The sequence below is a fragment of the Rhizobium redzepovicii genome (genome assembly GCF_019793435.1).
Lineage (GTDB): Bacteria > Pseudomonadota > Alphaproteobacteria > Rhizobiales > Rhizobiaceae > Rhizobium > Rhizobium redzepovicii.
In genome coordinates this window covers 227,903-247,274 of the sequence record NZ_JAILYH010000006.1, presented here as the reverse complement: position 1 = coordinate 247,274, position 19,372 = coordinate 227,903, and the positions used below count along the sequence as shown (strand labels likewise).

Below are 19,372 nucleotides of genomic sequence, written 5' to 3'. Positions count from 1 at the left end.
TTCAACCTTTGTTCTCATGATGACGCCCGCGCCCGACAAGACACCCGGCTTCTGTCGCGACTGCCTTGCCGAGCAGAAGGGCGAGGCGCGCCGTTGCGTGTCCTGCGGCAGCCCGCGTCTGGTGCGCCATCGGGAGCTCTATGCCTTGACGCTTGCGCATATCGATTGCGACGCCTTCTATGCGGCCGTCGAGAAACGCGACAATCCGGATCTTGCCGACAAGCCTGTGATTATCGGCGGCGGCAAACGCGGCGTCGTCTCCACCGCCTGCTATATCGCCCGCATCCACGGCGTGCGGTCGGCGATGCCGATGTTCAAGGCGCTGGAAGCCTGCCCTCAGGCGATCGTCATCCGGCCGGACATGGAAAAATACGTCCGAGTCGGGCGCCAGGTGCGCGCCATGATGCAGGATCTGACGCCGCTGGTGCAGCCGCTGTCGATCGACGAGGCCTTCCTGGAGCTCGGCGGTACCGAGAGGCTGCATCACGATCCGCCGGCCCGTACACTCGCCAAATTCGCCCGCCGGGTCGAAAAGGAGATCGGCATCAGCGTGTCGGTCGGGCTTTCCTATTGCAAATTCCTCGCCAAGGTCGCCTCCGACCTGCAGAAGCCGCGCGGCTTTTCCGTCATCGGGCGTGAGGAAGCGGTCGAGTTTCTGGCGCCGCGTCCGGTCACTACGATCTGGGGCGTCGGCAAGGCCTTTGCGGCGACGCTGGAAGCGGACGGCATCCGCACCATTAGCCAATTGCAGCAGATGGAGGAAAACGACCTGATGCGCCGCTACGGCAGCATCGGCCAGCGGCTCGCCCGGCTTTCGCGCGGCATCGACGACCGTGAAGTGCATCTCAATGATGCGGCCAAGAGCGTTTCATCGGAGACCACCTTCTTCGAAGATATCTGGCGTTATGACGATCTGGTGCCGATCCTGCGCAATCTCTCGGAAAAGGTCTCCTGGCGACTGAAGAAAAACGACATCGCCGGCCAGACAGTGGTCCTGAAGATGAAGACCGCCGACTTCAAGTTACGCACGCGCAACCGCAAGCTCGAAGACCCGACCCAGCTTGCCGACCGGATCTTTCGCGTCGGGCTTGAGCTTCTCGAAAAAGAAACCGACGGCACGAAGTTCCGGCTGATCGGCATCGGCGTCACCGATCTCGGCGATGCCGCCCGCGCCGATCCGCCCGATCTCATCGACCGGCAATCGGGCCGGCGGGCGGCCGCCGAAGCGGCGATGGACAAGTTGCGCGACAAGTTCGGCAAGAACACCGTCGAGACCGGCTACACCTTCGGCAGCGGCAAGCGCGATCACTAAAGCGTGAGGCGTGAGCGCCGTGCGACCTATAAAATCTTCCTTAAACTTCGTCCCATAATGTGCCGGGCAAGTATTGCGTATGGTTGGCTATCATGTTCTCGCGTCTCGTCTTCGGCCTCGGCTTGCTGTCGGCCACCGCACTCGTGCACCCTGCTCTGGCCGCGGACGCGCGCACGCTGCAGATCATCGTCTCGAAGGACAAGCAGTCGCTTGCGGTCTATGACGGCACCGAGGTCGTCGCGACCTCGAAAGTCTCGACCGGCAAGGACGGACATACGACGCCGAGCGGTATCTTCTCGGTGCTCGAAAAGCAGAAATACCACGAATCCAATCTCTATTCGAACGCGCCAATGCCCTTCATGCAGAGGCTGACATGGTCGGGCATTGCGTTGCATGAATCCAATTCCGTGCCGCGTTATCCGGCCTCGCACGGCTGCGTGCGCATGCCCGGCGCCTTTGCAAAAAAGCTATACGGGATGACCGAGCCCGGCATTCCCGTCATCATCAGCGATGGCGAAGTGGTGCCGCAGCCGATCGACCATCCGACCCTTTTCCATCCGCAGGCGCCGGCGCCGATGCTTCTGCTTTCGGATGTCGAACTGCGGCCTTCGATGCCCGACAGCCCGGGCACGCCGGTGCAGGTGGCGATGAACGACACGGCTGCGATGCCGATGCCGGCAGCACCGCCGGTTGCAGCGCCCGAAGCGGAGCGGCCATCCGAACCGATCAGCATGCTGATCACCCGCCGCACGTTGCGCGAGACGGTGATCGACATCCAGACGCTGCTGAACCAGCTCGGCTTTTCCGCCGGCGTTCCGGACGGGTTGCTCGGGCCGGCGACCGTGCAGGCGATCAAGGCGTTCAAGACGCTGCGGCCGGCGGAATTTGCCGGCGACAGGAGCCTCATCTCCGACACGCTGCTGAAATCGGTCTATGCCGCAACAGGCAAGGGCGAGCCGCCGAACGGCGTCATCATGGTGCGCCGGGCGTTCAAGCCGATCTTCGAAGCGCCGGTGACGATCGCCGATCAGGGCTTGGCGCTTGGCACGCATTTCTTCACGCTGCATGCACTCGATGAAAAGGCCGGTTCGGCGGATTGGCTCGGCATCACGCTCGAAAACAATCTCTCCCGCGAGACGATGAAGCGGCTCGGCGTCACCAATCAGGAAAGCTCGATCGTCAGCGGCAGGCCGATCGCCCGGTCGCTCAACCGCATCACGATCCCGGAGGAGACCCGGCACAGGATCGAGGCGCTGATCGCACCCGGCTCGACGCTGACGATCTCCGATACCGGCCTTGGCCGGGATACCGGCGAAGGCACGGATTTCATCACCATCACCCGGGGTTGATCGCAATCACCCCGGGATGATCAAATCGCCCAGGGTGATGTGCATCACCCCGAGATGATCAGACAAGCTCGACATCGACAACACCGGGGGCGGCGCGAAGAGCGGCGGCGATCTCCGGCGTGATGCGGTATTTCTCAGCCAGCGCCACTTCCACCTCGCGTTTGCCCTCCTCCTTGATGACGATGAAGGAAACGAGGCCATCGCCCCTGGCGTTGAGATGGCCGGCGACCATCTTCAGCGGCCCGGAATCTCTGATATAGACGCGCAGCGCCTTCTGCATCTGCAGCGACTTTTCCTCCAGCGACTGGATCGTCTGGATGCGCAGGCCAATCCCCTCCGGCCGCTCCTCGCCGGTGGCGGTCAGCACGAAGGATTTTCCCGACTCCAGCACGTCGCGGTACTGGTTGAGCATTTCCGAAAACAGCACCGCCTCGAACTGGCCCGAAGAATCGGAAAAGACGATGATGCCCATCTTGTTGCCGGTGCGGGTCTTGCGCTCCTGCTTCGAAATGACGGTGCCGGCGAGGCGCGCATTGAAGGCGCCCTGTTTGATCGCCTGGGAAAATTCGGCAAAGGTCTGCACCCGCATCTTCTGCAGGAGGTTGTTGTAGGAATCGAGCGGGTGGGCGGTGAGATAGAAGCCTAGCACCTGGAATTCCTTGAGCAGCCGCTCGGAGGCAAGCCAGGGCGAAAACGGTGGAAGGGAAATCTTCTCGGGCCCCGAGGTCAGCGTGCTGCCGAAAATATCCGACTGGCCGCTCAGCTTGTTCTCCTGGGCGCGCTGGGCATAACCGAGGATGCGGTCGAGGCCGGCTGAAAGCTGGGCGCGATCGGTGCCGAAACAATCAAAGGCGCCGGCAAAGATCAGGCTTTCCAATACACGGCGGTTGACCTGGCGCGGATCGATGCGCAGGCAGAAATCCTCGATGCCGGCAAAGGGCTTGTCGCCACGCACCTCGACGATATGGTCGACGGCGGATTCGCCGACGCCCTTGAGGGCGGCCAGCGCGTAATAGATGCGGTTGTCGCCGGTCTGGAAATGGCGGAAGGACGTCTGCACCGAGGGTGCGATCACCTCGATGCCTAGCCGCTTGGCATCCTGGCGGAAGTCATTGACCTTTTCCGTGTTGGACATGTCGAGCGTCATCGAGGCGGCGAGGAATTCGACCGGATAATGCGCCTTCATATAGGCCGTCTGGTAGGAGACGATCGCGTAAGCAGCGGCATGCGACTTGTTGAAGCCGTAATTGGCGAACTTCGCCAGCAGTTCGAAGATATTGTCGGCCTGCGGCTTCGAGACGCCGTTCTTGACGGCGCCGACGACGAAGCGTTCGCGCTGCTGGTCCATCTCGGCCTTGATCTTCTTGCCCATGGCGCGGCGCAGAAGATCGGCCTCTCCGAGCGAGTAACCGGACAGGACCTGGGCGATCTGCATCACCTGTTCCTGATAGACGATGACCCCTTGGGTTTCCTTGAGCAGGTGGTCGATCATCGGATGGATCGATTCCAGCTCTTCGTCACCGTGCTTGCGGGCATTGTAGGTCGGGATGTTCTCCATCGGACCCGGGCGATAGAGCGCCACCAGCGCGATGATGTCCTCGATGCAGTCCGGCTTCATGCCGATCAGCGCCTTGCGCATGCCGGCACTTTCCACCTGGAACACGCCGACCGTCTCGCCGCGCGACAGCATCTCGTAGGTCGGTTTGTCGTCGAGAGGAATGGCCGCGAGATCGACCTTGATGCCGCGCTTGGCGACGAAATCGACGGCGACCTTCAACACCGTCAGCGTCTTCAGGCCGAGGAAGTCGAATTTGACGAGGCCGGCCTGCTCCACCCACTTCATATTAAACTGGGTAACCGGCATGTCCGAGCGCGGATCGCGATACATCGGCACCAGCTTGGAAAGCGGGCGGTCGCCGATGACGATGCCGGCGGCATGCGTCGAGGCGTGGCGGTAAAGCCCCTCGATCTTCTGGGCAATGTCGAGCAGGCGGGCGACGACGGGCTCCTTCGCCGCCTCCTCCTGCAGCTTCGGCTCCTCCTCGATCGCTTTGGAGAGCGGCGTCGGATTGGCCGGATTGTTCGGCACCAGCTTGCAGATCTTGTCGACCTGCCCATAAGGCATCTCAAGCACGCGGCCGACGTCACGAAGGGCGGCGCGCGCCTGCAGCGAACCGAAGGTGATGATCTGCGCCACCTGCTCGCGGCCATACTTGGCCTGGACGTAGCGGATCACCTCTTCGCGGCGGTCCTGGCAGAAGTCGATGTCGAAGTCCGGCATCGAGACGCGTTCCGGATTGAGGAAGCGTTCGAAGAGCAGCGAAAACCGCAGCGGATCGACGTCGGTGATCGTCAAAGCGTAGGCAACCAGGGAACCCGCGCCCGAACCGCGGCCGGGACCGACCGGAATGTCGTGCTGCTTGGCCCATTTGATGAAGTCGGCAACGATCAGGAAGTAACCGGGAAAACGCATGCGCTCGATGACGCTGAGTTCGAAATCCAGCCGCTCGCGATAATCCTTTTCCTCGTAGCCCGGTGACATGCCGAGCGTCGAAAGCCGCATATCCAGCCCTTCCACAGCCTGGCGGCGCAGTTCGCTCGCCTCGGCGCGTTCAGCCTCCTCGGCGTCGTCAGTCGCGCCGGTGAAGCGCGGCAGGATCGGCTTTCGCGTCTTCAGCACGAAGGAGCAGCGCTTGGCGATCTCGATCGTGTTTTCCAGTGCTTCCGGCAGATCGGCGAAGAGCTTGGCCATCTCGGCCCGGCTCTTCAGATAATGGTCCGGGGTCAGGCGAAAGCGGCTGTCGTCGGAGACGATGGCATTGTGGGCGACCGCCATCAGCGCATCATGGGCGTCGTAATCGTCGCGTGTCGGAAAGAAGGCCTCGTTGGTCGCAACCAGCGGCAGGTCATTGCTATAGGCGAGGCCGATGATCTTTTGTTCGTGACGTTTGTCGTAAGTGCCGTGCCGCTGCAATTCGACGTAGAGCCTGTCGCCGAAGAGACGTTTCAGCACAAGCAGCCGGGCCTCCCCCTGCGCGGGATGGCCTTCCTTGATCGCCGCGTCGACAGGCCCGGTCAGGGCGCCGGTCAGGGCGATCAGCCCTTCCGTGCCGGCCTCCTCCAGCCAGGAGGCACGGATATGGATAGCCTGGTTGCTTTCACCGCCGAGATAGGCGCGGCTGACGAGATCGACCAGTCGTTCGTAACCGGCATCCGTGGCGGCGAGAAGAACGATCGACGGCAGCTTGACCAGCGCCTGCTGGCCGCCGCGCTTTTCCGTTTCCAGCCCGTCTTCCATGTCGATCGAGACCTGGCAGCCGATGATCGGCTGCAGGCCGTCGTCCATCGCCTTCTGGGAGAATTCCAGCGCGATGAACAGATTGTTGGTATCGGTGATGGCGATCGCCGGCTGGCTGTCGCCGGTTGCCTTGTAGAGGATCTTCTTCAGCGGCAAGGCGCCTTCGAGAAGCGAATAGGCGGAGTGGACCCTCAGGTGGATGAAGCCCGGCGTGCCGCCGATCGCCTCGCCCGTAGAACCCTTTGCCGTATCCGCCATGTCATGCCTTCCCAATCACCCGAATGAGTCGGACGCATTGTCGGCATAGAGGGCGATGATGTCCAGAACAAGTCCCGCTTGCGGACCGCATGATGGCCATGCGGTCCCCTGAAAACTTTAGATCGCCATGACGATGAGCGAGAAGCTGGCGACGAACATTGCGATGGAGGTGAATGCTGCGATATCACGGATCATGTCAGTCATTTGGCTCTCATTTACTCGTTATGTTTTCAATTTGTTCGATTTATGTTCCATTGTCAACAGGAATCTTTTCCTTCTTTCTTGCGTTTTAAAATCCAGGACGCGAATCGCGAATCGATGAGAGTGCCAAGCGATACGATGGGCTGCGCCTGTTCTCTCGCGATCGGTGACGGATCGGACAGGCTACTCAAACGGCAGTGCGCCTCTCGCAGCGACCCGCCTTGCTTGCCGTTTTTGTTCTGTTTCTGTTCTTTACATGCCGCAGCATATTTGCCAGCATCCGGCCGAGAGGAGAACGGGATATGCTCGACATTGCAATGCTCAATGAATTCGTCGTGGAGGCCAAGGCTGCGACCTATGTCGGCGGCGGTGTGCCGCGCGTGCCCTGCCGGCCGGGTGCCCACGATATCGGCTATGAGTGCGGCGACTGGCGCTATCTCGACAGCTACTTTGGCGGCACCGATTTCGCGGGACAGGAGGTTGTCTGGTTTGCCGGGGAGCCTGTCTGGGTGATGAATTATTTCGGCTGGATCGTTGTCCCTGAGCTCATCGACGGCGCTGCCGCCGGCGCGGTGATCAAGGCGGCACTTTCAGCCATGTATCAGCAGGGGCGCTTTCTCGGCGGAATGGAATTCGATCATGCGTTCGGCCGCTACATCGATCACAGCGAAGGGAACTGCGAGCGGTTCAGCGGCAATGAATGCATCATGGTCGATGACCGGAAAGCCTATATGCTCGATTATCGCGGCGGGCTAGTCATCCCCTGACCTCAGTTTCAGAAATCGACGATCTTGCCATCCGAGATAGTCACACGCCGATCCATGCGGCGGGCGAGTTCGTGATTGTGGGTGGCGATGAGGGCCGCGAGGCCGGACTGGCGCACCAGCGCCTCCAGCGCATCGAAGACGTAGCTTGCCGTTTCCGGGTCGAGATTGCCGGTCGGCTCATCGGCAAGCAGCAGGGTCGGCGCATTGGCGACGGCCCGGGCGATCGCCACGCGCTGTTGCTCGCCGCCGGAGAGTTCGCCAGGGCGATGGGCGCCGCGGTGGCCGATGCGCATGTAATCGAGAAGCTGGCCGGCCCGCTCTCCGGCTTCCTTCCAGGACAGCCCGGCGATTAGCTGAGGCATCATGATGTTCTCAAGTGCGGAAAATTCCGGCAGCAGGTGGTGGAACTGGTAGACGAAGCCGATTTCGCTGCGGCGGATCGCGGTGCGTTTCTCATCGCTCAGGCCGTCACAGGCATGGCCGCTGATGTTGACTTCACCGCCGTCCGGATGCTCCAACAGGCCGGCGATATGCAGCAGGGTCGATTTGCCGGTGCCGGAGGGAGCGACGAGAGCGACGATCTCGCCCTTCGACATCGAAAAATCCGCGCCCTTCAGGATCGGCAGCAGCGTATCGCCCTGCCCGTAATGGCGCTCGACGCCGGTAAGCTTGAGAACGACGTTGCGTTTCATAAAGGCGGCATTCCTTATTCGTAGCGCAGGGCCTGCACCGGATCGAGCCTGGACGCGCGCCAGGCCGGAAAGATGGTCGCGATGAAGGAGAGCGTCAGCGCCATGATGACGATCGAGATCGTTTCGCTGAGCTGCATCTCGGCCGGCAGCTGACTGAGGAAATAGACCTGCGGATTGAAGATCACCGTGCCTGAAATCCAGGAGAAGAACTGACGGATGGATTCGATGTTGACGCAGACGAGAACGCCGAGCAGCACGCCGGCAACAGTGCCGACGATCCCGATCGCCGCCCCGGTCATGAAGAAGATGCGCATGATCGCGCCGGCGCTGGCGCCCATGGTGCGCAGAATGGCGATATCGCTGCTCTTGTCCTTCACCAGCATGATCAGGCCGGAGATGATGTTCAGAGCCGCGACAAGCACGATCAGCGTCAGGATCATGAACATGACGTTGCGCTCGACCTGCAGCGCCGAAAAGAAGGTCTGGTTGCGCTGGCGCCAGTCGGTGAGGTTGATCTGGCGGCCGGCCGCTTCCTCCACCTTGGGCCGCAGAGTGTCGATATCGTCGGGGTGATCGACGAAAAGCTCTATCGACTGCACCAGTCCCTCGGCATTGAAATAAAGCTGCGCTTCCTCGAGCGGCATGAAGATGATCGAAGAATCATATTCCGACATGCCGATCTCGAAGAGGCCGGAGATCTTATAGGACTTAACGCGCGGGCTGACGCCCATCGGTGTAATGTCACCATCCGGCGAGGTCAGAGTGATGAGGTCGCCGACGCTCAGGCCGAGCTGGTTGGCCATGCCGGTGCCGATCAGCACGCCCTGGCCGGAGGCAAAACCGACCATGTCGCCGGATTTGATGTTCCCGGAGATCGTCTTGAGCTTGGTCAGGTCCTCGGCGCGGGCGCCGCGCACCAGCGCGCCGGTGCTACCACCGGCCTGGGCGGAGGCGAGCACCTGGCCTTCCACCAAAGGCAGCGCCATCTTCACTCCCGGTACGGCAGCGAGCCTGCTGGAAAGGTCGGCATAATCGGTGAAGGGGCCATCGGACGGCTGGACGATCATATGGCCGTTGATGCCGAGGATGCGCGAGACGAGCTCGGTGCGGAAGCCGTTCATGACGGCCATGACGATGATCAGCGTCGCAACACCGAGCATGATGCCGACGAAAGAAAAGCCGGCGATCACTGAGATAAAAGCTTCCTTGCGGCGGGCGCGCAGGTAGCGCCACGCCACGAGGCGTTCGAAAGTGGAAAATGGCTTGCCAGCCGGACCCAAGCCGGATTTCGAACTCCGGTCCACTGCTGCCTCTGCCATTTCGCCTCCGTTTCCTTAAGCCACGAACCTGTTGATCGCCGCTTCGATGGTCATCGTTTCGCGGGCGCCAGTCTTGCGGTCCTTCACTTCGACCTCGCCGTTGGCGACCGCGCGCGGGCCGGCGATGATCTGGACGGGTACGCCGATCAGGTCGGCGGTCGCGAATTTCGTGCCGGCCCGGTCGTCGGTATCGTCGTAGAGCACATCCTTGCCGGCCTTGGTGAGCGCCGCATAGATCAGCTCGCAAGTATCGTCGCAGGCTTGATCGCCCGCCTTCATGTTGATCACCACGATATCGAAGGGCGCGACCGAGGCCGGCCAGATGATTCCGTTGTCGTCATGCGATGCTTCGATGATGGCGGGAACAAGGCGTGTCGGGCCGATACCGTAGGAACCCATGTGAACGAAGTGTTCCTTGCCGTCGGGGCCCTGCACTTTCGCGCCCATCGCCTCGGAATATTTCGTGCCGAAATAGAAGATGTGGCCGACCTCAATGCCGCGCGCCGACAGGCGCTCGCCTTCGGGGACGGCGTTGAAGGCCGCCTCGTCGTGCATTTCCGAAGTCGCCGCATAGAGCGAGGTCCACTTGTCGAAGATCGACTTCAGGCCCTCGACGCTGTCGAAATCAGTGCGGTCGTCGGGAATATCGAAGCCGACGAAATCCTTGTGACAGAAGACCTCGGATTCGCCGGTATCGGCGAGGATGATGAATTCGTGGCTGAGATTGCCGCCGATCGGGCCGGTATCGGCGCGCATCGGAATGGCGCGCAGGCCGAGCCGATCGAAGGTTCTGAGATAGGCGGCGAACATCTTGTTATAGGAATGCTCCGCCCCTTCGCGCGTCAGATCGAAGGAATAGGCATCCTTCATCATGAATTCGCGCGAGCGCATCGTGCCGAAGCGCGGACGGATCTCGTCGCGAAACTTCAGCTGGATGTGATAGAGATTGAGCGGCAGGTCCTTATAAGATTTGACCGAGGAGCGGAAAATATCCGTCACCATCTCCTCATTGGTGGGACCATAGAGCATCGGCCGATCCTGGCGGTCCTTGATGCGCAGCATCTCCTTGCCATAGGCGTCGTAGCGGCCGCTTTCCTGCCAGAGTTCGGCCGATTGCAGGGTCGGCATGGACAACTCGATTGCGCCGGCCCGGTTCTGCTCGTCGCGAATAATGGCGTTGACCTTGTCGAGCACGCGTTTGCCGAGCGGCAGCCAGGAATAGATGCCCTGCGACTGCTGGCGGATCATGCCGGCGCGCAGCATCAGCCGGTGGGAGACGATTTCCGCCTCCTTGGGGTTTTCCTTGAGGATGGGCATGAAATAGCGGGACAGACGCATGGCGGATTCCGAAGCAGTTGAGATCCCGCAGCAGGCGGAATCGAAAGACAATGGTTAATGTCGGGAGCGTTCATAGCCGCTTCGCGGCAGGAAGGAAACCCGCAACTGATGCCGGCAACCTCCCGCACGCGCATGTTCGGCCCCGCAAAATGACAGGGCATGAAAAAGCGCGTGTTTATAAGGACTTAAACGAAAATCTTGTCAACAGAAAAATTTTGCTAGAGTGTAGCAAAAATGCAAAAAAAGCTAATGACAAAGCCCAATGTTTGAGCTAGCTTTAGCTCACAAAACAGGCAGGAAGGATAAATTCTTGCCGAATTCGCGGTCAAGTCTTGGGAGGATCAGATCTTAGGCGCGCTCGTCGCTGCCCCGGCAACGGTTACAGATCACGCGATACTTAAAACAAGGCTTTTAGCCTTGTTTTTTTTTGGCTTTTCGGCTTCATCCGACCCCAAAAATCCAGCCAACTACCGTAAGGGAATGATGCTCATTCCGTAACGGCAGCTCTTTTGCCGCAACACCATGACGCTGGTATGACGAAGGTCGCTTTTTAATGATATACATATGCCCAAAGTTTGGGCAAAAGTTTGATCTTAATAGAAGCTCGGCCCGAGTTGTGGAAGGGCATCGAAGCCCCAGCCGAAATAGGTGTCGCAGACATACCAGGTGCCGTAGACCAGAGCCGAGATCAGCGTCGTCAGCGAAAAGGTGAAGACGGCACGAAAGCGGCTCGGCGCGCTTGGAACGGTGCCGAGCACGACATCATTGTCCTCGGCCTGGGTGCGCAGACCGATCGGCAGGACAGCGAAAAGCGTCATCCACCAAATGATGAAGTAGACGGCAAATCCCTGAAGAAATATCTGGAGCATTGGGGTTCCCGGTGGTGTCGCGCCGACAGACGTTCTGTCACTTTGAGCTAGGCGCCCTTATACGGCGGAATGGCAGCCAACTCAAAGCCGATGAAGCGCTTGGCCGCCTTGAGGGCATTCTGCCGCAGGCTTCACGCCTGTTCGAGTTCGATCAGCGTGCCGAAGAAATCCTTGGGATGCAGAAAAAGCACCGGCTTGCCATGCGCGCCGGTCTTCGGCTGGCCGTCGCCGAGCACCCTCGCCCCGGCCGCGACCAGCCGATCACGCGCAAGCAGGATATCGTCCACCTCATAACAGATGTGGTGCATGCCGCCGGACGGGTTCTTTTCGAGGAAGGCTGCGATCGGCGAGGTTTCCCCAAGCGGCTGCAGCAATTCGACCTTCGTGTTCGGCAATTCGACGAAGACGACGGTGACGCCGTGTTCCGGCAGAGCCTGCGGCTGCGATACGGCAGCACCCAGCGTGTCGCGATAGGCGGCCGTCGCCGCTTCCAGATCGGGAACGGCGATGGCGATGTGGTTTACCCGGCCAAGCATGGTCAGACCTTGGTGACGAAGGCGGTGACAATCGGCTTCTTGCCCCAGGCATGGTTGGCAGAGGCGCGGATAGCGCGGCGCACGGCCTCCTGCACCATGTCGATATCCTTGCGACGGGCGCGCGGAATGCTTTCGATAGCACTGATCGCCGCATCGAAGAGCGTATCTTCCATCTCTTCGCCCTCGTCGTCGTAGACAGGCAGGCCGATCGAAACGAGATCGGGATCACCGACGATGTCATAACGGGCGTCGAGCACGACGCTGACTGCGACATGGCCAACATAGGAGAGCTTCTTGCGCTCGCCGATCCCCATCTCGTCGAAATCGCCGATCAGCGAGCCGTCCTTGTAGATGCGGCCATGCGGCGCCTGGCCGATCACCTCGGCGGGGCCGGGTGCCAGCCGCAGAATGTCGCCGTTGCGCACCCTCGGCACGATGGCGATGCCGGATTGCTCGGCAAGTTCCTTATGCGCCGTCAGATGCGTCGCCTCACCATGCACCGGCACGACGATCTTCGGCCGCGTCCACTCATACATCCGCTGCAGCTCGTTGCGGCGGGGATGGCCGGAAACGTGAACCAGCGCCTCGGTATCGGTGATGATGTGTACGCCCTGCTCGACGAGGCCGTTCTTGATGTCCTGGATCGCCTTCTCGTTGCCGGGAATGGCGCGGGAGGAAAAGACGACGATATCGCCTGCCGCAAAGGCAACATTGCGCATCTCGTCGCGGGAGAGCTTGGCAAGCGCTGCCCGTGCCTCGCCCTGGCTGCCGGTCAGGATGACGACGACCTTATCGCGCGGGATGTAACCGTATTCTTCCTCGGAGATGAAGGGTTTCACGCCCTCCATCAGGCCGATATCCTGGGCGACGTCGACAACCCGCTTCAGCGAGCTGCCGAGCAGCAGCACTTCGCGGCCAGCCGCCTCGGCCGCCTCGGCGACGGTGCGGATGCGCCCGACATTCGACGAGAAGGTGGTGATCGCCACCCGGCCCTCGGCATCTTCGATGATCTTGCGCAGGCTTTCCGAGACATCCTTTTCGGAGGGCGAAACACCGTCGCGCAGCGCATTTGTGGAATCGCACATCAGCGCCAGCACGCCCTCGTCGCCGAGCTGGCGGAACCGCGTCTCATCGGTCAGGGGGCCAAGCGAGGGCTCGTGGTCGATCTTCCAGTCGCCGGTATGGATGACATTGCCGGCCGGCGTGCGGATCATCAGCGACATCGGCTCGGGGATCGAATGGTTGACGGCAACGCCTTCGATGCTGAAGGGGCCGACATTGATCGTGTCGCCCGCCTTGAACGGCGTCACCGGCACTTCGCCGATCCTGGCCTTTTCGAAATTGCGCTTGGCTTCGAGCAGACCAGCGGTAAAGCCCGAGGCATAGACCGGCACGTTCAGGCCCGGCCAGAGATCAGCGAGCGCGCCATAGTGGTCTTCATGCGCATGCGTGATGATGATCGCCTTGAGATTCTTGCGCTCACTGGCGAGGAAGCGGATATCGGGCAGCACGAGGTCGACGCCCGGCAGGTCGGGGCCGGGAAAGGTGACGCCGCAATCGACCATGATCCATTGGCGATGCTCGGGCGGGCCGTAGCCATAAAGAGCGAGATTCATGCCGATCTCGCCAACGCCGCCCAGAGGCAGGAATACCAACTCGTCCTGTTTCGCCATAATTTTCGTTTTTTCCGCTATCCAAAAAACACATCACCGGCAGCAATGGGCATTATCCTGCCAGTGCCGGTATCGAGCATCAACAAGCCATTATCATCAATTCCGGCGAATTGTCCGGAAATCGATCTGTCCGGCAAATTCACCGTGATCTTTTCGCCGATGCCGCAGGCGATCGCGCGCCAGAGTGCTGTGATCTCGGCGATGCCCCGGCCCTCGTCCCATTGATCAAGCACATCCGCCATCGCCGCGAAGAGATGGGCGAAGAGTTCTTCCGGCGACGCCGCACTTGCATGGTCACGCAGGCAAGTGACGGGATAGAGCGGATTATCCGGCATGACCGAAACATTGATTCCGATGCCGACGATCAGAGCGTAACGGCCGTCCGGTAGCCTCTCGCCTTCGACGAGAATGCCGCAGGTCTTCTTGCGGCCGATGAGGATGTCGTTCGGCCATTTGACCTCGAGCGGCTCGGCGCCCGGCGGCAGCACATGGCGGATCGCCTGGTGCACGGCAACGGCGACGGCAAGCGGCAGGGAACTCAGGCGCTCCATCGGCGCCGGATCGATCAGCAATAGAGAGGCGTAAAGATTGCCGCGTTCGGACACCCAGAGCCGGCCGCGGCGGCCGCGTCCGCCGGTCTGCCGTTCGGCCGTCACCCAGAGATTGCCGCCGTCGCCCGCCCGAGCCCGGGCAAGGCATTCGCTGTTGGTGGACGATGTTTCCGACAGAGCCTCGTGCCTGAAATCGCCGAGCGATATCCGGCGCCGTCCGTCGGAAGCCATCAAAAGAGCGTCGCGGCGGCCAGCTCTGCCGCGCCGCCGATCGGGCCGCCGATTAGGACATAGGCGGTGACGAAGAGGCCGGAGAGACCGAAGACCAGACGCAACGAACCGGAGACGCGGGCGAATTCGCCGGTCGCCTCATCGAACCACATCAGCTTGATGACGCGCAGATAATAGTAAGCGCCGACGACCGAGGCGAGAACGCCGATGATGGCAAGCGCATACAGCTTGGCTTCAATGGCAGCGACGAAGACGAAGTATTTGGCGAAGAAGCCGGCGAGCGGCGGAATGCCGGCAAGCGAGAACATCAGCGCCGTCAGCACCACCGCCATGAACGGGTTGGTGGTGGAGAGGCCGGCGAGATCGTTGACCTCCTCGACCACGGTGCCGTCCTTGCGGCGCATCGACATGATGATCGCAAAGGTACCGAGGGTCATGACCATATAGATGACCATGTAGAGCATGACACCGGAAACACCGGTCTGATTGCCGGCGGCAAGGCCGACCAGCGCATAGCCCATGTGGCCGATCGAGGAATAGGCCATCAGCCGCTTGATGTTCTTCTGGCCGATCGCGGCAAAGGAGCCGAGCAGCATCGAAGCGATCGAGATGAAGACGACGACCTGCTGCCAGTCGGCCAGAACCGGCTGGAAGGCAGTGATGACGATGCGGGTCATCATTGCCATGGCGGCAACCTTGGGGGCTGCGGCCAGGAAGGCGGTGACCGGCGTCGGCGCGCCTTCATAAACATCCGGCGTCCACATATGGAAGGGAACGGCGGAGATCTTGAAAGCGATGCCGGCGAGGATGAAGACCAGGCCGAAGATCAGACCGAGCGAACGCGCACCCTCGACCGAAAGCGCCTGGGCGATCTCGGAGAAGTGGGTGTGGCCGGTAAAACCGTAGACCAGCGACATGCCGTAGAGCAGCATGCCGGAGGAAAGCGCGCCGAGGACGAAATATTTCAGACCGGCTTCGGTCGACTTCAGGCTGTCGCGGTTGATCGCGGCAACGACATAGAGCGCCAGCGACTGCAGTTCCAGCGCCAGATAGAGCGAGATCAGGTCGTTGGCCGAGATCATCAGCAGGATGCCGAGGGTCGCCAGCACCAGCAGAACCGGGAACTCGAACTTGTCGAGCTGATTTTCCCTGGCATGGCCCATCGTCATGAACAGGGCAACCAGTGAACCGATGAGCGCTACCAGCTTCATGAAGCGCGAGAAGCCGTCGGCCATGTAGACGCCGCCATAGGCAAGGCCTTCCGCCGGCACGAAGAGCAGCCACAGACCGGCGGCGAGCAGCAGGACGATGGCGAGGCCGGTGACGACGAGGCCAGACCGCTCGCCTGAGAAGACGCCGACCATCAACAGGACAAGGGCGCCGACCGCGAGGATGAGCTCCGGCGCGGAAAGATGCAGACTGAGGAGAATTGTTTCAGCGGTCATGTCCGATAAGTCCCGTCATCAATTCATAGACAGCGCAATATTCTGCGCTGCGTGCACGGCGGCCGTGTAGTTGTTGACCAGCAGATCCACCGAGGCGGCCGTCGCATCGAAGACCGGGGCCGGGTAAACGCCGAAGAAGATGGTCAGTGCGACCAGCGGGTAGAGGATCAGCTGTTCGCGTCTGGAGAGATCGAGCAGCGCCTTCAGCTTTTCCTTCTCGAGCGCGCCGAAGATCACCCGGCGATAAAGCCAGAGCGCATAGGCGGCCGAAAGGATGACGCCGGTGGCGGCAAAGAGCGCGACCCAGGTGTTGACCCGGAAGACACCCAGCAGCGTCAGGAATTCACCGATGAAGCCCGATGTGCCGGGAAGCCCGACGTTGGCCATGGTGAAGACCATCATGGCGACGGCATACTTCGGCATGTTGTTGACGAGGCCGCCATAGGCGTTGATCTCCCGGGTGTGGGTGCGGTCGTAGACGACGCCGACGCAGAGGAAGAGCGCGCCGGAGACGATGCCGTGTGAGAGCATCTGGAAGATCGAGCCCTGAACACCCTGCATGTTGGCGGCGAAAATGCCCATGGTGACATAGCCCATGTGCGCCACCGAGGAATAGGCGATCAGCTTCTTGATGTCGTCCTGCATCATCGCCACCAGCGAGGTGTAGATGATGGCGATGACCGACAGCGCGAAGACGAACGGCGCGAAATAATCGGATGCGACCGGGAACATGCCGAGCGAAAAGCGGATCAGACCGTAGCCGCCGAGCTTCAAGAGCACGCCGGCCAGGATCACCGAGCCCGCCGTCGGCGCCTGAACGTGCGCATCGGGAAGCCAAGTATGAACCGGCCACATCGGCATCTTCACCGCAAAGGAGGCGAAGAAGGCAAGCCATAACCAGGTCTGCAGCGCCGGCGGGAACTTATAGGCGAGCAGCGCGGTAATGTCGGTCGTGCCGGCCTGCCAGTACATCGCCATGATGGCGAGCAGCATCAGCACCGAGCCGAGCAGCGTATAAAGGAAGAACTTGTAGCTCGCATAGACACGGTCCTTGCCGCCCCAGACGCCGATAATCAGGAACATCGGAATGAGGCCCGCCTCGAAGAAGACGTAGAACAGCACGATATCGAGCGAGACGAAGACGCCGACCATCATCGTTTCCAGGATGAGGAAAGCGATCATGTATTCCTTCAGGCGCTTCTCGATCGAAAGCCAGCTCGCCAGCACGCAGAAGGGCATGAGGAAGGTAGACAGAATGATGAACAGCATGGAGATGCCGTCGGTGCCGACATGATAGCCGATGCCGGTGCCGAGCCAGTCATGCTTCTCGACCATCTGGAAGCCCGGATTGGCATTGTCGAAGCCGATCCAGATGAAGAGCGAGACGACGAAGGTGAAGACGGTGGTGATCAGCGAGATCCACAGCACGTTCTTCCGGCCGCTCGCGCTCTCGCCGTTCATCAAGAGCAGGAGCACCACGCCGACGAGCGGCAGGAAGGTGACCGTTGTAAGAATAGGCCAATCGGTCATCAGAAGGAACTCCCGAGCATCATCCAGGTAACAAGCGCCGCAATGCCGATCAGCATGGCGAAGGCGTAGTGATAGAGGTAACCGGTCTGCAGGCGGACGACGCGGTCGGTGACGGCGACGACCCGGGCGGCCACGCCGTTCGGGCCGTAGGTGTCGATGACGCCGACATCACCCTTCTTCCACAGGAAGCGGCCAAGCGCCTTGGCGGTGCGGACGAAGAGGAAATCGTAGAGTTCGTCGAAGTACCACTTGTTCAACAGGAACTGATAGAGAACCCGGTGCTGCCTGGCGAGGGTGCGCGGCGTCTGCGGCGAACGGATATACATGTACCAGGCAAGGGCGAAGCCGAGCAGCATGGCGATGAAGGGGCTCAGGCCCACGAGCGCCGGCACGTGATGGAACTGTTCGACGAGTTCGTTCTCGGCGCCGGTGAAGAGCGCGCCCTTCCAGAACTCGGCATATTCCTCGCCGTAGAAGCGACCTTCGAAGATCACGCCGGCAAGCACAGCGCCGATCGCGAGGAGATAGAGCGGCACCAGCATGACCTGCGGCGATTCATGAACGTGGTGCATCACTTCGTGCGAAGCGCGCGGCTTGCCGAAGAAGGTCATGAAGATCAGGCGCCAGGAGTAGAAGCTCGTAAACAGAGCCGCGATGACCAGCAGCGAGAAGGCAAAGCCTGCGACCGGCGAATGCGAAGCATAGGTCGCCTCGATGATCACGTCCTTGGAGAAGAAGCCGGCAAAGCCGATCGGCGTGAAGGGAATGCCGACACCGGTAATCGCCAGCGTGCCGATGATCATCAGGCCGCCTGTAACTTTGATATGCGGCCAAAGCCCGCCCATGTAGCGCATGTCCTGCTCGCCATCGACGGCATGGATGACTGAGCCGGCGCAGAGGAAAAGCAGCGCCTTGAAGAAGGCGTGCGTGAACAGATGGAAGATTGCCGCGCCGTAGGCCCCGACCCCGAGCGCCACGAACATGTAGCCGAGCTGCGAGCAGGTCGAATAGGCGATGACGCGCTTGATGTCGTTCTGCACCAGGCCGACCGTCGCCGCGAAGAAGGCGGTGATCGCGCCGATCACCGTGACGACGACGAGTGCGTCCGGCGACAGTTCGAAGAGCGGCGACATGCGGGCGACGAGGAAGACGCCGGCGGTGACCATGGTGGCGGCATGGATGAGGGCCGAGACCGGGGTCGGGCCTTCCATGGCATCAGGGAGCCAGGTGTGCAGCAGGAACTGCGCCGACTTGCCCATGGCGCCCATGAATAGCAGCAGGCAGACGCCGGTCAGCGCATGCGCCTTGTCGAGCTGCATGCCGAAGAGGTTGAGGATCACTTCGCTCGCCTCGCCGCCGCCTTCATGCGGGGCGAAGTTCGAGGCATTGGCGAAAATCGTGTCGAAGTTGATCGAACCGAACAGCACGAAGACGCCGGCAATGCCGAGCACGAAGCCGAAGTCGCCGACGCGGTTGACGATGAAGGCCTTCATCGCCGCAGCCGTTGCCGACGGCTTCTTGAACCAGAAGCCGATCAGCAGATAGGAGGCAAGACCGACGCCTTCCCAGCCGAAAAACATCTGCGCCAGGTTGTCGGCCGTCACCAGCATCAGCATGGCGAAGGTGAAGAGCGAGAGATAGGCGAAGAAGCGCGGGCGATGCGGATCGGTGTGCATGTAGCCGATCGAATAGACGTGAACCAGCGTCGAGACCGTGTTGACGACGATCAGCATGACGGAGGTCAGCGTATCCACGCGCAGCGACCAGGAGACGTCGATGCCGCCGGACTGGATCCAGCGCAGCACCTCGACCTTGATCGGGCCGCCTTCGCCGTGGCCCATGCCGACGGTGAAGAAGACGTACCAGGAGAGGATGGCGGCGATGATCATCAGGCCGCTGGTGACATATTCCGAAGCCTTGGCGCCGATGGCGCGGCCGAACAGGCCGGCGACGATCGCACCGATCAAGGGAAGAAAGACGATAGCCTTATAGAGGAACATGAG

The 19,372-nt window shown here is 61.1% G+C and carries 14 protein-coding genes; 3 read left to right on the top strand and 11 right to left on the bottom strand.

The window, feature by feature from the left end; translation table 11 throughout:
• Nucleotides 1-19 precede the first annotated feature (19 nt).
• Complete coding sequence (locus K6N12_RS11865; RefSeq protein ID WP_097627284.1) at nt 20-1,312, top strand: DNA polymerase IV; 1,293 nt, start codon at nt 20-22, stop codon at nt 1,310-1,312.
• 92 nt (nt 1,313-1,404) lie between these two features.
• Entirely contained in the window at nt 1,405-2,661 is a 1,257-nt protein-coding gene (locus tag K6N12_RS11860; RefSeq protein ID WP_097627230.1) for a L,D-transpeptidase family protein, read from the top strand.
• Between the two features lie 58 nt (nt 2,662-2,719).
• Here the strand turns inward: K6N12_RS11860 and dnaE are convergent, their stop codons facing one another.
• A complete protein-coding gene (gene dnaE / locus K6N12_RS11855) occupies nt 2,720-6,217 on the bottom strand; it encodes a DNA polymerase III subunit alpha (protein WP_097627228.1) in 3,498 nt (1,165 codons plus the stop codon).
• Nucleotides 6,218-6,720: 503 nt separating this feature from the next.
• Here dnaE and K6N12_RS11850 point away from each other — a divergent pair.
• A complete protein-coding gene (locus tag K6N12_RS11850; RefSeq protein ID WP_097627226.1) occupies nt 6,721-7,185 on the top strand; it encodes a DUF5680 domain-containing protein in 465 nt (154 codons plus the stop codon).
• Nucleotides 7,186-7,193: 8 nt separating this feature from the next.
• On the opposite strand, the gene K6N12_RS11845 is transcribed toward K6N12_RS11850, so the two are convergent.
• The 10 genes from K6N12_RS11845 to nuoL all read right to left on the bottom strand — a co-directional run bounded on the left by K6N12_RS11845 (nt 7,194) and on the right by nuoL (nt 19,369).
• Nucleotides 7,194-7,877, bottom strand: coding sequence for an ABC transporter ATP-binding protein (locus K6N12_RS11845; protein ID WP_097627223.1), 684 nt, complete (start codon nt 7,875-7,877; stop codon nt 7,194-7,196).
• Nucleotides 7,878-7,891: 14 nt separating this feature from the next.
• Nucleotides 7,892-9,196 carry a lipoprotein-releasing ABC transporter permease subunit gene (locus tag K6N12_RS11840; RefSeq protein WP_097627221.1) on the bottom strand — a complete coding sequence of 435 codons (1,305 nt, stop codon included), beginning with the start codon at nt 9,194-9,196 and terminating at the stop codon, nt 7,892-7,894.
• Nucleotides 9,197-9,211: 15 nt separating this feature from the next.
• Complete coding sequence (gene proS / locus K6N12_RS11835) at nt 9,212-10,534, bottom strand: proline--tRNA ligase (protein ID WP_064838076.1); 1,323 nt, start codon at nt 10,532-10,534, stop codon at nt 9,212-9,214.
• 593 nt (nt 10,535-11,127) lie between these two features.
• A complete protein-coding gene (locus K6N12_RS11830) occupies nt 11,128-11,403 on the bottom strand; it encodes a DUF1467 family protein (protein ID WP_097627219.1) in 276 nt (91 codons plus the stop codon).
• A gap of 131 nt (nt 11,404-11,534) precedes the next feature.
• Nucleotides 11,535-11,939 carry a methylmalonyl-CoA epimerase gene (gene mce / locus K6N12_RS11825; RefSeq protein WP_097627217.1) on the bottom strand — a complete coding sequence of 135 codons (405 nt, stop codon included), beginning with the start codon at nt 11,937-11,939 and terminating at the stop codon, nt 11,535-11,537.
• A 2-nt stretch (nt 11,940-11,941) separates the two neighbouring features.
• Nucleotides 11,942-13,612, bottom strand: a complete 1,671-nt coding sequence (locus K6N12_RS11820; RefSeq protein WP_097627215.1) for a ribonuclease J — start codon at nt 13,610-13,612, stop codon at nt 11,942-11,944.
• A 17-nt stretch (nt 13,613-13,629) separates the two neighbouring features.
• Nucleotides 13,630-14,394: a biotin--[acetyl-CoA-carboxylase] ligase gene (locus K6N12_RS11815; RefSeq protein WP_097627213.1), complete on the bottom strand. Its 765-nt coding sequence runs from the start codon at nt 14,392-14,394 to the stop codon at nt 13,630-13,632.
• Nucleotides 14,394-15,839 (bottom strand): NADH-quinone oxidoreductase subunit NuoN, encoded by a 1,446-nt coding sequence (gene nuoN / locus K6N12_RS11810; RefSeq protein WP_003587266.1) that lies wholly within the window; start codon nt 15,837-15,839, stop codon nt 14,394-14,396. Before nuoN ends, K6N12_RS11815 begins: the two co-directional genes overlap by 1 nt.
• An 18-nt stretch (nt 15,840-15,857) precedes the next feature.
• Nucleotides 15,858-17,369, bottom strand: coding sequence for an NADH-quinone oxidoreductase subunit M (locus K6N12_RS11805; protein ID WP_097627212.1), 1,512 nt, complete (start codon nt 17,367-17,369; stop codon nt 15,858-15,860).
• Entirely contained in the window at nt 17,369-19,369 is a 2,001-nt protein-coding gene (gene nuoL / locus K6N12_RS11800) for an NADH-quinone oxidoreductase subunit L (RefSeq protein WP_097627210.1), read from the bottom strand. The genes K6N12_RS11805 and nuoL overlap by 1 nt, the downstream gene beginning before the upstream one ends.
• Between the last annotated feature and the right edge of the window lie 3 nt (nt 19,370-19,372).

Coding starts and splice junctions, on each gene's coding strand:
- K6N12_RS11845 (WP_097627223.1), bottom strand. CDS start 7,877: ATGAAACGCAACGTCGTTCTCAAGCTTACCGGCGTCGAGCGCCATTAC.
- mce (WP_097627217.1), bottom strand. CDS start 11,939: ATGCTTGGCCGGGTAAACCACATCGCCATCGCCGTTCCCGATCTGGAA.
- K6N12_RS11865 (WP_097627284.1), top strand. CDS start 20: ATGACGCCCGCGCCCGACAAGACACCCGGCTTCTGTCGCGACTGCCTT.
- K6N12_RS11850 (WP_097627226.1), top strand. CDS start 6,721: ATGCTCGACATTGCAATGCTCAATGAATTCGTCGTGGAGGCCAAGGCT.
- K6N12_RS11860 (WP_097627230.1), top strand. CDS start 1,405: ATGTTCTCGCGTCTCGTCTTCGGCCTCGGCTTGCTGTCGGCCACCGCA.
- K6N12_RS11840 (WP_097627221.1), bottom strand. CDS start 9,196: ATGGCAGAGGCAGCAGTGGACCGGAGTTCGAAATCCGGCTTGGGTCCG.
- nuoL (WP_097627210.1), bottom strand. CDS start 19,369: ATGTTCCTCTATAAGGCTATCGTCTTTCTTCCCTTGATCGGTGCGATC.
- dnaE (WP_097627228.1), bottom strand. CDS start 6,217: ATGGCGGATACGGCAAAGGGTTCTACGGGCGAGGCGATCGGCGGCACG.
- K6N12_RS11815 (WP_097627213.1), bottom strand. CDS start 14,394: ATGGCTTCCGACGGACGGCGCCGGATATCGCTCGGCGATTTCAGGCAC.
- proS (WP_064838076.1), bottom strand. CDS start 10,534: ATGCGTCTGTCCCGCTATTTCATGCCCATCCTCAAGGAAAACCCCAAG.
- K6N12_RS11820 (WP_097627215.1), bottom strand. CDS start 13,612: ATGGCGAAACAGGACGAGTTGGTATTCCTGCCTCTGGGCGGCGTTGGC.
- K6N12_RS11830 (WP_097627219.1), bottom strand. CDS start 11,403: ATGCTCCAGATATTTCTTCAGGGATTTGCCGTCTACTTCATCATTTGG.
- K6N12_RS11805 (WP_097627212.1), bottom strand. CDS start 17,369: ATGACCGATTGGCCTATTCTTACAACGGTCACCTTCCTGCCGCTCGTC.
- nuoN (WP_003587266.1), bottom strand. CDS start 15,839: ATGACCGCTGAAACAATTCTCCTCAGTCTGCATCTTTCCGCGCCGGAG.